Annotated in this window: 9 protein-coding genes; 6 read left to right on the top strand and 3 right to left on the bottom strand. The window is 43.7% G+C overall.

Going from position 1 to position 15,008, the window contains the following annotated elements:
* Window positions 1-124 precede the first annotated feature (124 nt).
* On the bottom strand, window positions 125-1,057 hold the full coding sequence (locus ACR63T_RS01730) for a DUF808 domain-containing protein (RefSeq protein WP_305899480.1): 933 nt from the start codon (window positions 1,055-1,057) through the stop codon (window positions 125-127).
* 485 nt (window positions 1,058-1,542) lie between these two features.
* On the opposite strand from ACR63T_RS01730, the gene ACR63T_RS01725 reads away from it, so the two are divergent.
* The 5 genes from ACR63T_RS01725 to ACR63T_RS01705 all read left to right on the top strand — a co-directional run bounded on the left by ACR63T_RS01725 (window position 1,543) and on the right by ACR63T_RS01705 (window position 7,557).
* The gene (locus tag ACR63T_RS01725) at window positions 1,543-2,397 is read left to right on the top strand and encodes a DsbC family protein (protein WP_472784578.1); all 855 of its coding nucleotides are present in this window, start codon (window positions 1,543-1,545) and stop codon (window positions 2,395-2,397) included.
* Window positions 2,398-2,597: 200 nt separating this feature from the next.
* Window positions 2,598-3,929 (top strand): homoserine dehydrogenase, encoded by a 1,332-nt coding sequence (locus tag ACR63T_RS01720; RefSeq protein WP_472784577.1) that lies wholly within the window; start codon window positions 2,598-2,600, stop codon window positions 3,927-3,929.
* Between the two features lie 182 nt (window positions 3,930-4,111).
* Complete coding sequence (locus ACR63T_RS01715) at window positions 4,112-5,293, top strand: thiolase family protein (RefSeq protein ID WP_472784576.1); 1,182 nt, start codon at window positions 4,112-4,114, stop codon at window positions 5,291-5,293.
* Between the two features lie 462 nt (window positions 5,294-5,755).
* Entirely contained in the window at window positions 5,756-6,604 is an 849-nt protein-coding gene (locus tag ACR63T_RS01710; protein WP_472784575.1) for a DUF2382 domain-containing protein, read from the top strand.
* 317 nt (window positions 6,605-6,921) lie between these two features.
* A complete protein-coding gene (locus ACR63T_RS01705) occupies window positions 6,922-7,557 on the top strand; it encodes a YsnF/AvaK domain-containing protein (protein ID WP_472784574.1) in 636 nt (211 codons plus the stop codon).
* A 143-nt stretch (window positions 7,558-7,700) separates the two neighbouring features.
* Here ACR63T_RS01705 and ACR63T_RS01700 read toward each other — a convergent pair whose 3' ends face one another.
* Together ACR63T_RS01700 and secA are read right to left on the bottom strand one after the other, a co-directional pair.
* A complete protein-coding gene (locus ACR63T_RS01700) occupies window positions 7,701-8,234 on the bottom strand; it encodes a hypothetical protein (RefSeq protein ID WP_472784573.1) in 534 nt (177 codons plus the stop codon).
* 158 nt (window positions 8,235-8,392) lie between these two features.
* Complete coding sequence (gene secA / locus ACR63T_RS01695) at window positions 8,393-11,233, bottom strand: preprotein translocase subunit SecA (protein ID WP_472784572.1); 2,841 nt, start codon at window positions 11,231-11,233, stop codon at window positions 8,393-8,395.
* 266 nt (window positions 11,234-11,499) lie between these two features.
* Between secA and mutS the strand changes: the two genes are divergently transcribed.
* Entirely contained in the window at window positions 11,500-14,910 is a 3,411-nt protein-coding gene (gene mutS, locus ACR63T_RS01690; protein ID WP_472784571.1) for a DNA mismatch repair protein MutS, read from the top strand.
* Window positions 14,911-15,008 lie beyond the last annotated feature (98 nt).

Genomic DNA, 15,008 nt, shown 5'->3' with positions numbered 1-15,008 from the left:
TAAGGGTAGTTACTAGTACGCAAGTAAAAGCCCCGAAACTATTTGTTTCGGGGCTTTTTTATACTTTGTAAATTCAAGTGCTGTAATGCTATAAACACAATGCTATAGGATTACCGTTATAATCTTAATGCGCTGCCGATTCGTCACCGCGCATTTTGCCAACGATAGTAAAGAGAGCAACAACGATAGCACCGATAACAAAACCGACTACACCATTTAATAAGGCATTAGTCAGTCCCTCAAAGACTCCTGTTAGATGCGCAATATCTTCTACACTGTGATATAAAAAGCCAATACCATGGACGATAATACCGCCACCGACTAAGAACATAGCGATAGTGCCTGCAATAGACAAGAACTTCATCAATTTAGGAGCTGCCGATAACATAAACTCACCTAACTTACGCTTACTATCACCAACAGCCGAATCATTGATCAAATGCAGACCCGCATCGTCAATCTTTACAATACCAGCGACTAGACCATAAATACCAACCGTCACTACAACAGACACGATAGATAATACGATAGCTTTTTGTAAAATATCGCCACCAGCTGCGGTAACTGCTCCTAAAGAGATGACTATAATCTCAGCGGATAAAATAAAATCAGTACGAATAGCTCCTTTTATTTTATCTTTCTCAAAAGCCACCAAATCGATACTTTCATCGGCATTGGCTTTTAGGCGAGCGTTTTGTTCTTCATCGTGTGGCAAGAGAGTGGGCCAAAACTTGTGAATAACCTTTTCAGCACCCTCATAACTCAGATAGAGACCACCTATCATTAATAGTGGCGTAATCAGCCAAGGTATGAAGTAACTGATCAATAATGCTGCGGGTACTAAGATCAGCTTATTGACAAAGGAGCCTTTAGCGACTGCCCAAATCACAGGCAGCTCACGATTTGGTTTGACACCAGTCACTTGCTCAGCATTCAATGCCAAGTCATCACCTACCAAAGCCGCTGTCTTTTTGGCTGCAATCTTGGTCATAACACCGACATCATCCATCAAAATACTGATGTCATCGAGCAAGAGTAATAAACTACCACCTGCCATATCTATTCCTTAACATTATTAAATTTATAGCGGTTTTATGGTTATGTATGCTAATAACATAACTTACGCGCTCTACGATTCATCATAGCCTACTTGGAGATTGGCTTAGAATAAATAGTAACAATGTATTTTTTTAATGACGATTTTAAATTTTACCTATTAATAGCGTACCTCTATGAACTACTTTATTGAGTCAGCATCTATCTCTAAGTAGTTGTGACTGCTATTTCCAAGTAGTTATAACTGCGAAGATGCTTTTACCTGTCATTTTGAAAAATATGTTAATATACAAAGCCTTATTATTTCAAAGCTATTTTAAAGCTTTTGCTCCCTAAACGTGTATTTGCGCTCTTGTTTTTGCTTTATTAATAGACCCTTAGTACTTATTATTCAGTATTTGTCACTTAGTACTTATCAATAGAATCTATTAATGGCATTTATCACTATTTATCAGTATCTAGGCGCTTAGCCTACAGGAAAATTTTATGTCCTTATTTTTATCCGCTAAAGCTGCCACTACTCCTCGCAAGCTTACCCGTAATAGACTCGGTACTGTGATGAGTAGTTTATTGATCATTGCAGCGGTCGGCTGCTCAGATAAATCTGCTGATGCAACGACTAATAGCGCTAGCAGTATAGGGGGTGCTCAAAGCATCAAAGCTGACAGCGTAGCAAAAGCCAGTGATCCTGCGGTTGTCAAGTCATTGCAAGCCAATCTGCAAGCTTCAGGTATCGAAGAGACCATCCTTTCAGCCACCCCTACCGATATGGAAGGTATTTATTGGGTGACGGGTGAGGGTCTGCCGCCGTTTTTTGCAGATAAAGCAGGTAAGCATATTATTCAAGGTCAGATCATCGCAGTTGGTGAACCGACACCTATTGATATCAGCGCCGCTTTTATGGCAGATAGCGCTCAACAAGTACTAAAAGCTGTTGATAAAAAAGATATGATTATTTATCCGGCTGTAGGTGAAACCAAATCTGTATTATATGCCTTTACGGATGCAGACTGTGGTTACTGCCGTAAGATGCATGAAGAGATGGCTGATATCAATGCTCTGGGCATCGAAGTGCGTTATCTAGCTTGGCCACGCAGTCAAGAGAGCGTGCCTAAGATGGAGGCCATTTGGTGCAGTGAAGATCGCATGGCAGCTATGAATCAGGCGAAAATGGGCGCTGATGTGCAAGGCCCAAGCTGCGCTAATCCTGTACAGCAACAAGTAGAGCTCGGCGCAGCGCTCGGTGTACGTGGTACGCCTGCTGTCTTTACTCAAGCGGGTGAGCAAATCGGTGGCTATCTACCTGCTGCGCAATTGGCTGCGGCAGTCGGTATCAATTGATCATTATCTGTATTAGTTGATTAATACTAAGAGCCGATTACTACTAAAGTAAATAACCACGCATCTCAACGGTGGTTATTTGCTGGCAGATGCTTGGCAATATGATACGATAATGAAAAATAATTTTTGCAGTTCTAAATGCTGTATACCTGAATACCACCATCCCCTTTTATTTTATACTTTAAACTTTTGAGGATACTGTGAGCAAATCCATTAAACTTGCGATACTTGGCCTAGGTACTGTCGGTACAGGCGTAATCAATCTAATCAACGATAACTTAGACGAGCTAAAGCGTCGTAGCGGTCGCGATATTATCATTAGTGAGGTTGGCACCCGCCGTCAGCGTGATGATATCGACCCAAACATCATCCAAAACCATGACTTAATGGCTATCGCCGAGAGTGATAATGTCGATATCATTATTGAAGTAATCGGCGGAACTACGCTTGCCAAAGATATTATTATGCATGCCATCAAAAACGGTAAGCATGTGGTCACCGCCAATAAAGCACTGCTCGCTGAGCATGGTAACGAGATATTCGCCTTAGCCGAAGCCCATAATGTACATGTTGCTTATGAAGCGGCTGTCGCAGGCGGCATTCCTATTATCAAAGTCATGCGCGAGGCCTTGGCAGCCAATAAAGTCGACTGGCTAGCAGGTATCATCAATGGTACAGGCAACTTTATTATGACGGAGATGCGTGATAAAGGTCGCACGTTTGCTGACGTATTGACGGAGGCGCAAGAGCTGGGTTATGCCGAAGCTGACCCGACCTTTGATGTAGAGGGTATTGATGCCGCGCACAAGCTTGCCCTACTAGCCTCTATTGCTTTTGGTATTCCGCTACAGTTCGATAAGGTCTATTGCGAAGGGATAAGAAACATTACTTTGCAAGATGTCAGTTATGCTGAAGAATTAGGCTATCGTATCAAGCATGTTGGCTTCGCTGTACGCCGTGCGGGTACTGATGGAGACAACGCGGGTATTGAGCTGCGCGTCCATCCGACTCTGATTCCGCAAGATACCTTACTTGCCAATGTTAATGGCGTCAAAAACGCAGTGTTGGTAAACTCTCATCCTTTAGGTCAGACGCTCTATTATGGCGATGGCGCAGGCGCAGGTGCAACGGCTTCAGCAGTTATGGCTGATGTGATGGATCTAGTAAGAGTATTGAGTAGTACCAATCATGGCGATAACGGCCACCATGTGCCGCATTTATCTTTTCAGCCTGAACAATTATCAGATACGCCAGTATTACGCGCGGAGCAGATGACTACAGGCTACTATCTACGCGTCCATGCTTATGACAATCCAGGTGTGTTGGCTGATATCACTCGTATCCTAAGTGACGCTGGTATCAACATCGATGCGATACTACAAAAACCTGCCCATAAAGTTGGTCAAGTGCCCGTCATTATCTTAACCTTGCCAGTCGTTGAGAGTCAGATGAATCTAGCTATTGAAAAGATCGAAAAGCTAGAGGCTATCACAGGTAAAGTGGTGCGGATCCGTTTAGATGAGCTAGCTTAGTATCTTTAGTGCAGTAATTCTACTAGCCTAGTAGCTCTGATTTGATAACCTTATTACAGTAGTGTTGACTAGCTAGTGCGTCTTATATTTACTTTAATTGGCAAAAAATTGTTATAACATGGCATGAGCGTAGCGTATAGCTACTCTAAAAATATTTAAATATTAAGATAAGGGAAATAATTATGTCAGATGATGCAATTGTAATTGTTAACGGTGCTCGTACGCCAATGGGTGGATTTCAGGGCGCACTAAAAGACGTCAGCGCTACCGAATTAGGTGCAACGGCAATCAAAGCTGCCGTTGCCCGTTCTGGGGTTGCAATCGACGATATTGACGAAGTGATTATGGGTTGTATCTTGACCGCAGGTCTTGGTCAAGGTCCAGCTCGTCAAGCCATGCGTGCAGCTGGCCTGTCCGATGCTACAGGTGCGGTGACTATCAACAAGCTCTGTGGTTCTGGCCTTAAGGCCGTGATGCAAGCTTATGACGGTATCAAAGCTGGTAGCTTCGATATCGCTGTGGCTGGCGGCATGGAGTCGATGACCAATGCGCCTTATATTATGCCAGGTGCACGTGGCGGCTACCGTATGGGACACAAAGAAGTCAAAGACCACATGTTCCTAGATGGTCTAGAAGATGCTGAGACTGGCAAGCTAATGGGTCAATTCGCTCAAGATATGGCTAATAAAAAAGGCTATACTCGCGAGCAGATGGATGAGTTCGCTATCGAATCGCTTAATCGTGCCCTTACTGCTATCAAAGATGGTCACTTCGATAATGAGATCACCCCTGTCACTTTTGAGACTCGTAAAGGCGAGCAGACGGTCGATACTGATGAAGAGCCAGGCTTAGCCAATGCTGAACGCATCCCAACTTTGCGTCCCGCTTTTGCCAAAGACGGTACGATCACTGCTGCCAATGCCAGCTCAATTTCAGATGGTGGCGCAGCGGTTGTCGTTATGAAAGAGTCGCAAGCTAAATCTAAAGGTCTAGCATATCAAGCGCGAATCATCGCCACGGCTTCTAACTCACGTCATCCAAGCGAATTCACTATCGCACCGATTGGCGCTATCGAAAAAGTCTTAGCGCGCGCAGGCTGGTCTGTTAGCGATGTCGATCTTTGGGAAATTAATGAAGCTTTTGCGATGGTGACTATGGCGGCAATAGATGAGATGTCTATCGATCATGCCAAGGTCAATATAGAAGGCGGTGCGTGTGCATTAGGTCATCCAGTAGGCTGCTCTGGCGCTCGCATTCTAATCACGCTAATCAATTCATTACAGCGCACTGGTGGTAAAAAAGGCGTTGCAACGTTATGTATAGGCGGCGGCGAAGCAGTAGCTGTGGCTATTGAATTGCCATAACAGCTGCCAAAGTATTAGTTGCAGCACATAGATTTAAAAAATAATCTGAAAGTTTTGATAATGACCACCGCATTGGCTCTAGTCAATGCGGTTTTTTTGTTTGCGTCTTTTGAAGACTCGTCAAAACAACACATATCCACCGACACTGTAAAAACACGTTAACTTATACCCAAAGGATGTTATGGCATTTACAGCCTATTACACGCCTTTACGTCTAGCGCACATTTTGCTACCTCGCGCATATATCTCATCAAAAAACTGAGTGCTACTATTATTACAAGTTGAGGCAAAACATTTTTAAGACTATTTATTACTTATATATCAATTATATGAACAGAAATTAGTTACATAAATAGTCATTTGCATATAACGAAAGATTTTACTTAGCGTTGTTTCTGACGCTAGTGTTTTTGAATTTCAATATTAATAATCAACATTTACTCATATAAAAGGATGACAATAATGAGCCAACTAATTCGTTTACAAGATATTCAAGCAACTCACCGTGACCTAATTGGTGACGACTATTATGATCCAACTCACAAAACGGCTTATGGTGTTAATGAAGAAAAAATCGGTAAAATCGATGGTGCTCTAGTAGAAGACACTACAGGTCGTATTCGTTACCTAATCGTAGATGCAGGCGGTTGGTTCAGCTCAAAAGAAGTATTAGTACCCGCAGGTTTAGCTCGTATCGTTGGTGATGATGTGTTCTTTGACAGCTTGACCAAGTCACAAGTAGAAGCCATGGAGCAGTATGACCATGATTATCAGTATAGCTATAAAGAGCAATATGAGAATGATCGTAAAGCGTTTGTAGCAGATACTATTCCAACCGAAGAGCGCATGGAATTTACAGATACTAACTATGATGCGCCAAATACTTTAGAGCTATTAGAAGAGCGTTTGACCGTAAACAAAGATCGTATTGTAGCGGGTCTTGTTAAAGTCGGTAAGCATGTTGTAACCGAAGAGCGCAATGTAGAAGTTGAGCTAGAAGAAGAACATGCGCATATCGAACGTACTAATGTAGACCGTGTAACTGACAAGCGTATTGGCGATGTAGATGGTACTGGTACGGTTGAAGTTCAACTAGAAGCAGAACGTGCTCGCGTCGGTAAAGAGACTTATGTCACTGAAGAAGTCAATGTCGGTAAAACCACTGAGCGTCATACTGAGACCATCGTTGAGACTATCCAACGTGAAGAGCTAGATATTGACCGTGATGGTAACGTAGTAGATGCTAATGGTGCCTTGTACGAAGGTGACAACATCACTGCAGAAGACGTACGCCGCGCTCGTGGTATGTAATAAGCTAATTGTTGACTCATTATTGGTTAACAAATAATAGCCGCTACTCTTTATTACTTATAAGATTATTGATAAGTAACTTAGTTTTAAGTAATTTAGTTTAGTGAATCAAGGCCAGAGTCCGTCTCTGGTCTTTTTTTATGGCAGCATATTTTATAACTTACTAAAATATACTTTGATACTAATGATAACTGAGCTTATAAGGTATACATTATTATCAATGAGCTTTATTGCATTTAATATCGTTAACAGATTACTAGCTGATTTACTTTTATATAGTTGCCTATTACCTGTTTTCAAACTAAAGGACTTATACTATGAATAATGATAATAACAGTAATAACTTAACTGAAAACCCTACCTTATCTCCTACTGCTACTGCTACTGATGACACGAGAGTTGTTAATGAAAGCAATGACAATACGCTTGCTGCCGCAGATAGTACTGTTGATAAAGAAGTAGCGGCTATTCGAGGTGGAGGTGGTTATCTAGAGCTATTAGAAGAGCGCCCAGTAATCAACAAAGAGCGCCTAGATACTGGTCGCGTCACCGTGACTAAGCATCAACGCACTAAAATGATCGAAGTGCCAATCGAGTTGGTCGAAGAATATATCACTGTCCAAACCGAATACCACGATGCCGAAAGCCGTGATCTATTGTCAGGTAATTATGATGATAAGGATATCTTACGTCATATAGAGCCATCGCTCGATAGTAGAGCGGTAATTACTGTTAATGATAAACAAGTGGCTATAGGCGATGCACCTATTGAGATCGTAATATCTAGACAAGTTGCGACTATTACCAAGCAGACTTATGCTATCCAAGAAGTTGCGATAAATAAAAGCGTACATACTCATGTCGATAACATAGAAGTCGAGCTTAAGCATGAGGAGCTGGATGTACAAGAGGAAGGGTTCTTAGATCATGGTAATAGGCCTATCGTTAAGTAATAACCCTAAACTTAGAGGTAATGATAGAAACTCATTAAACGTATAATCATAAAACTGACAGACATAAATTTTACAGACATAAAAAAAGCAACGTTATCGTTGCTTTTTTTATGTCTGTAAAGGTTCAATTAATAGAGATTTAGCTAACTGGCTTTATTACACTCATAAGTATCAACATTAGATTCATCAGCGCCTGCGGTACGTATGACACCCGTTGCACGCTCAGTATGCGCTGTACGCCACTGCACAAAACCTTGACCGCCATCTAGTGCCGTACTACCTTCAAATACTTCAGGGTTAGCGCCTTCATTGGTCTTGTTCAGACTCACTGTACCTTTATCGGTCACTAGCACCACACTATTTTCGTCATCTTTATAAGTCGCTTCAACTTTCAGTTCAGGCGAGCATAGATAGATCATTTGCGTCACATCAGCGTTGATATTAGCAATGGTATCATCGGTGACTTCATTCAATGTAGCATCATCAGTAGCGACTACTATATCATTTGGCTCGGCTGGATCTGCTGACATTGGCACGGCTTGTTCAGCTGCGATATCCTCTTCTAAGCTTGGCTCTACTTCAGCTTGCTGCTGACAAGCACTAAGCCCAATGACGCCAGCTAGTAAAGTTGCTGCAATAACGGACGAGCGAAACTGTTGTAATGATCTTAAACTCATACCCTACTCCTAAATTAAGATGCTAAATGCCTATATATCAAATAACTACATGTCAAATAACGGTATGCCAGACTCTGATATGCAAAATACTATAGCGCGTCCGCTTATCAACGCCTATGTTGAATTTGTAAGCGATAACTACTAATAACTACCCGTTATTAAATTTTGCCATGACATTGCTTATACTTGAGGTTTGAGCCACAAGGACAAGCCGCATTACGACTTACATTCATATTAGCATATGGATTAGGCTCGGCTTGCGCGCCTTCATCAATCGCCGTACCTGCACCAGCCGCTGCTACGCCACCACTCAAGTTGACTCGCATTTGACCATTAGTACGAGCATTGCTACGCGCACTTTGATTAGGCTGACCCTGATTGGCATTAGCAGGCTGCTGGCCATCATTCTCGATACCACTAGCATCATTATGCTCGAACTGCATCTGCATGCGCTCGCGATCAGCCTGTTTTTGCTCTTCTAGTGCTTCCATCTCTTCTTTACTTGGGATATGTACTCGCGATAAATCCTGTACCGTCTCAGACTTAATAGCGCCAAGCATCATCTGAAACAGCTCAAACGACTCACGCTTGTACTCTTGCTCAGGGTTCTTTTGTGCGTAACCACGCAAGTGAATCCCTTTACGTAGCTGATCCATCTGCGTAAGATGCTCTTTCCAGTGCTTATCGAGACTTTGGAGCATAAAGTGACGCTCAAGCTGAGCAGCGTTTTTCTCTCCCATCTGCTCGCGGCGGCTATGATAATGCTCCAGCGCGGTATCAACGATTTTTGCTCGTAGCGCCTCTTCATCAAGACGACGATCTTCATCTAGCCAGTCATTGATCGGCATATAGAGCTTGAACTCGTCTTCCAGCTCATCTTCTAAACCATCAACATTCCACTGATCATCAATAGAGCCTGGTGGAATAAACTGATTGATCATGGCGTTATAGACCTCGAAGTTCATCACCTCAATGGCTTCTAATAAATCAGTCTCATCGAGTAGATCATCACGCTGACCGTAGATGACTTTACGCTGCTCATTGGCGACGTCATCATATTTTAGTAGGTTTTTACGCGCATCAAAGTCGCGGCTTTCAACTTTACCTTGTGCGTTCTCAATAGATTTGGATACCATCTTATGCTCGATGGCCTCGTCTTCTTTGAGACCCATCGCTCGCATCATATTGACCACGCGATCCCCTGCGAAAATACGCATGAGATCATCTTCTAATGATAAGAAAAAGCGCGACATCCCAGGATCGCCCTGACGACCTGCACGACCTCGTAGCTGGTTATCGATACGGCGCGATTCGTGACGCTCAGAGCCAACGATATGTAAGCCACCTGCGGCAACGACTTCATCATGTTTGATTTGCCATGCTGCTTTGTGGCGTTGCATCTCTTCAGGACTGACAGAATCGATGTCTTCGATAAACGACTGCCAGTTACCACCCAAGATAATATCCGTACCACGACCTGCCATGTTAGTAGCGATAGTCACTGATTTTGGACTACCTGCCTGCGCAATAATCTCTGCCTCACGCTCATGCTGCTTGGCATTTAGGACATTATGTTTAACGCTTTCTTGATCAAGTAAGTACGATAACTCCTCACTGGCCTCAATAGTCGCTGTACCGACGAGCACAGGTGCGCCTTTGGCCTGAATCTCTTTGATCTCGCGGATGATGCCCTTGTATTTGCCAAGCTTAGTTAAAAAGATCTGATCGTCCATATCCACCCGCGCAATAGGCTTGTGCGTTGGAATAACGATAACATCTAAGTCATAAGTCGACTTGAACTCAGCCGCTTCGGTATCAGCTGTGCCTGTCATCCCTGATAGCTTTTCATATAGACGGAAAAAGTTCTGAAAAGTCGTTGTCGCAAGCGTTTGGTTCTCTGCTTGGATATCACAACCTTCTTTGGCTTCGACCGCTTGGTGTAAGCCCTCTGACCAGCGACGACCTGGCATCGTACGGCCTGTGTTTTCATCAACGATAACCACTTCGCCTTCATCAACGATGTAATGAACGTTTTTGACAAAGACATGATGCGCGCGGATAGCCGCTTGCACATGAGCCAGTAATGGCAGACGACTTGGGCTATATAAACTCTCTTCAGGACCTAATTCGCCAACCTCAATCAAAAAGCTTTCGATCTTCTCATAGCCCTTTTCACTGATCTCAATCTGACGGTTTTTCTCATCGATCCAAAAGTCTTCTTCTTCGTTATTCTTATTAGCCTCTTCATCTCTTGAACGTATCAGCACTGGAATAATAGTATTAATCAGCGCATACATCCGAGATGAGTCTTCCGCTTGACCTGAGATGATAAGCGGTGTGCGCGCCTCATCGATTAAGATAGAGTCAATCTCATCAATAATACAAAAGTTCAGCGGGCGTTGCTTTTTCTCTTGTAAGCTAAACACCATATTATCGCGTAGATAATCAAAACCATATTCGTTGTTAGTACCGTAAGTGATGTCCGCTTGATAAGCTTCAACCTTCTCTTGTGGCGGCTGCTGCGAGTAGATAACGCCCACCTTTAATCCCAAGAAGTTAAATAAAGGACGGTTCAAATCCGCATCACGAGCCGCGAGATAGTCATTCACTGTGACCACATGCACGCCTTTAGCGCTAACAGCATTCAGATAAATGGCTAGGGTCGCCATCAAGGTTTTACCCTCACCCGTCTTCATCTCAGCGATTTTGCCTTCGTGCAAGGTAATACCACCGATCAGCTGCACGTCATAGTGACGCATACCTGTGATACGTAAGGACGCTTCACGACACACGGCAAAAGCTTCAGGTAATAGCGCATCTAGACTCTCGCCCTTTTGAAAGCGCTCTTTGAACTCTACGGTTTTTTGTTGCAGCTGCTCATCACTCAAGGCTTGAATGCTGGGCTCATGGGCATTGATCTTAGTGACAACACGGCGCATACGTTTGAGTTCACGATCATTTTTGGTACCTACCACACTGCCTACAATCTTCGATAACATAATTTTAACCTATAAAATTTTTGATAATTTGCAATAATTAATGTGCTTTAGAGCCCCGCTTTTTTTATATCTGTCATATGCGACTGTTATTAGGGGCTGTTGTAAAAACAACTGGGTATCAATTTAAAGATGTCGACATTATATATGGTTATGATGCCGATGAATACAAGAGCCTTAGACAGATATTTGCTGCGGTATAAATGCCCTAAGGCATGTTAAAATAGCGATTATCAAGCAACACCAATATATCAAATAAGAGATCTTGCATGCCCGTGAAACCTGCTACTCAAAATCAGCACTCATCCAATAGCCCCACCTCTAAAATACTCACAATCGGTGATGCAGTCTACGATTTGGACGATCATACGCCAATGATGGTGCAGTATTTGACGATGAAAGTGAACTATCCACAGGCACTGCTGCTGTATCGGATGGGCGATTTTTATGAGCTGTTTTTTGACGATGCCAAACGCGCCGCGCAGATATTAGATATCACTTTGACCCGTCGTGGTACCGATAAAGCAGGTAATACTATCGCGATGGCAGGTGTGCCGTTTCATGCCGCCGACAGCTATATGGCAAGACTTATTGCTGCTGGGCAGACCGTAGTCGTCTGCGAGCAAATCGATGAGTCCACCACCAGTCAACTCCCTACTATGGGCGCAAAAAGTAAAAAAGATACTGCCGATAATATTAACACCTCATCCAAAGGCGGCAAGGCAAAAGCGGCTACGATTATGCGCCGCGAAGTGGTCAAAACCCTGACCGCAGGGACTATCACTGATGATGCCCTTATTAGCGAAGGATCCACCCCGACAGTCGTCGCTATCGACATAGCAGCTATGACAAAAGGTGTCAGTAAAGATGCTAATAAAAATGCTAGTAAAGAACAACCGTTACAAGCGGCTATCAGTCAGCTCGATTTGGCAGCTGGTACGCTGACCACTCAGGAGTTAAGCGCTACTAGTAGTGATGAGTTGCAAATACAAATGCTGACGGTATTGGCGCGCTTTGCCCCTAGTGAGTGCATCGTAAGCGAAGCACTCAATGATACTATTGGTGAGGACTGGCTGCTATGGTTACGTAGCACGCTTGATTGTCCGATAATCGAAGTAGCCGCCAATGACTTCCATAAAGATCACGCACCCAATACCTTGTGCCAGCAGTTCGATGTCCAGCGCCTCGATGGCTTAGGTATATTGGATATGCCTTTATCGCAGACCAGCTGCGCGGCCCTTATTCATTATGCGCGTCAAACCCAGCAGCGCCATGTGCCTCAAGTGAATCAGTTGATCGTTGAGCACGATGATGACTATTTGATCATCGATGCCAATAGCCAACAAAACCTTGAACTGTTCACGCCTGTCAGTAGCAATGGCACTTCATTAATCTCAGTCGTCAATCATTGCAAGACCCCGATGGGCAGACGCTTACTAGTACAACAGATGAAGCGACCTTTGCGCCAACACAGTCTTATTGATCAGCGCTTAGATGCTATCGGTATTCTACTAAATAATGAGCGTCAATCAAATGATCCTCAATCAAACACCTCGGTCACTAAACTACGTCAAACCCTAAATACTATCAGCGATGTCGAGCGTATCAGTAGCCGTATTGGGCTGATGAGTGCTCGTCCGCGCGACTTACGTAAGCTTTGCGATAGCATTGCCAGCAGTGCACAATTGGGTGAGCAGCTGAATACGCTATTTATGGGCACTAGCAAAGGCTTTGAGCAGAAAAGCTCTGAGCAAAAAGGCTTATTGCCATTGTTGATGCAGTATTTACCGGCCCAAATGCCTGCTATTAAGGAAATAGCCGAGCTGATTGAGCGCTCTATCGTCATCGAGCCGCCAGCGCATATCCGTGATGGCGGCATGATAGCCTCAGGATTTGATGCAGAGTTTGATCGCCTCAGCCACTTGCATGATAATATCCAAGCGACTCTCGACGAGATGTTAGAGCGCGAACGGCAAGCGCATCAACTGCCCAGTCTAAAAGTTGGCTTTAATAAAGTTAGCGGCTTTTATTTCGAACTACCAAAAATGCAGTCACAAAACGCCCCTGAGCATTTTATTCGTCGGCAAACTCTTAAGAGTAGCGAGCGCTTTATTACTGATGAATTAAAGACAGTCGAGACCGAATATCTCAGTGCGCAAACCCTAGCGCTAGCTCGCGAAAAACAGCTTTATCAGCAGCTATTGATTACTTTAAGCGGCCAGTTAGGTCAGCTGCAACAGCTAAGCGCTGCCATCGCCCAAATCGATGTGCTCAGCAACTGGGCACAATTGGCTATCACTTATAACTGGCAGCGACCTATAATGGGCAATGAGATAGCGAGTGACGACTTAGTAAATAGCAAAAACGCAGATAGCCCAAACTTAAACAACGCAGGCTCAGATAACTTAAACTCAAATAACGAGCGTCAGCAAACTCAGCTTAACTTTGATGAGCCGTCATTAGCAAATAACCAAGCTCCTAATAGCATTAGTAGAAGCAGTCAAAATAGCCCAACCAGTATCGATATTAAAGCGGGTCGCCATCTAGTCGTAGAAGCCGCACTGAACCCTAGCTTCGTTACTAGCAAAGCCAATAAAAACAGTACCGCTAAGCAAATTCGCACCTTTGTCGCTAATGATTGCCAGCTTGGCACTGGTGCAAGTAACCTTAATAACAACAGTTTTGATAACAACAGCCTTAATAACAACAGTCTTGATAAAAACAGCCATCCTGAGCGATTACTGCTGATTACAGGCCCGAATATGGGCGGTAAATCAACTTATATGCGCCAGACTGCGCTGATAGTACTACTCGCCCATTGCGGTAGCTACGTGCCAGCGGCGAGCGCCCGTATCGGCGATATCGACCGTATTTTTACCCGTATTGGCTCAGCTGATGATTTGGCAGGTGGCAAATCGACCTTTATGGTGGAGATGATAGAGACCGCTAATATTCTCAATCAGGCGACCGATAAGTCGTTAGTGCTGATGGATGAAGTCGGGCGCGGCACGGCAACGACTGATGGGCTAGCCATTGCTCATGCTTGTGTCAATAAGCTACTAGAGATTGGCTGTTTGACCTTGTTTGCCACTCACTACTTTGAGCTGACGCAGTTGGCTGATAGGGGCTTTTATAGTTGTGACAATACTGATGGCAATAACAATATCAGCCCTTATAAAAACGGTAATAAGCCTACAGGCATACGCAACGTCCATGTAGCAGCAAGCGACGTCGACGGACAGTTATTGCTGCTACATCAAATTCGTGAAGGTGCTGCCAGCTCTAGCTTTGGGCTGCATGTTGCTAAGATGGCAGGCATCCCGCATGAAGTATTAGAAGATGCTGAACGCTATCTGGTGGATAATCTAAACATCGATAACGTAGCGATTACCAATGTTGCGGCTAACAATGCCACTGCAACTCAGGCGCTAGATGACACTATTAATCGTAAAAGCGACTTAGCTAATTCAGTAAATGACGAACGCCAGCTCAACTATCCTAATAGCAATCAAAGTCATGCGGATACTATTGCTGAGCAAGCAACGAGCACAGCTGAAAAAACTAAACAGAATCAATTACTTGATCTACAGCAGGCTCTTGATGACATCCATCCTGATAGTTTAACGCCCAAACAGGCCCATGATATGCTTTATACGCTGAAACAGCTCATTAACTCATAAAGGCAATTGTTTAAATGGCGCAAAAGCGCTAAAATACGCTTTATTTTATGTCACTTATTTAGTCTGATGCTTTAAGCCATCAGCCGACCCAATAACAG

This window comes from Psychrobacter sp. M17(2026) (genome assembly GCF_055699815.1).
This window is presented reverse-complemented; position numbering and strand designations above follow the sequence as displayed.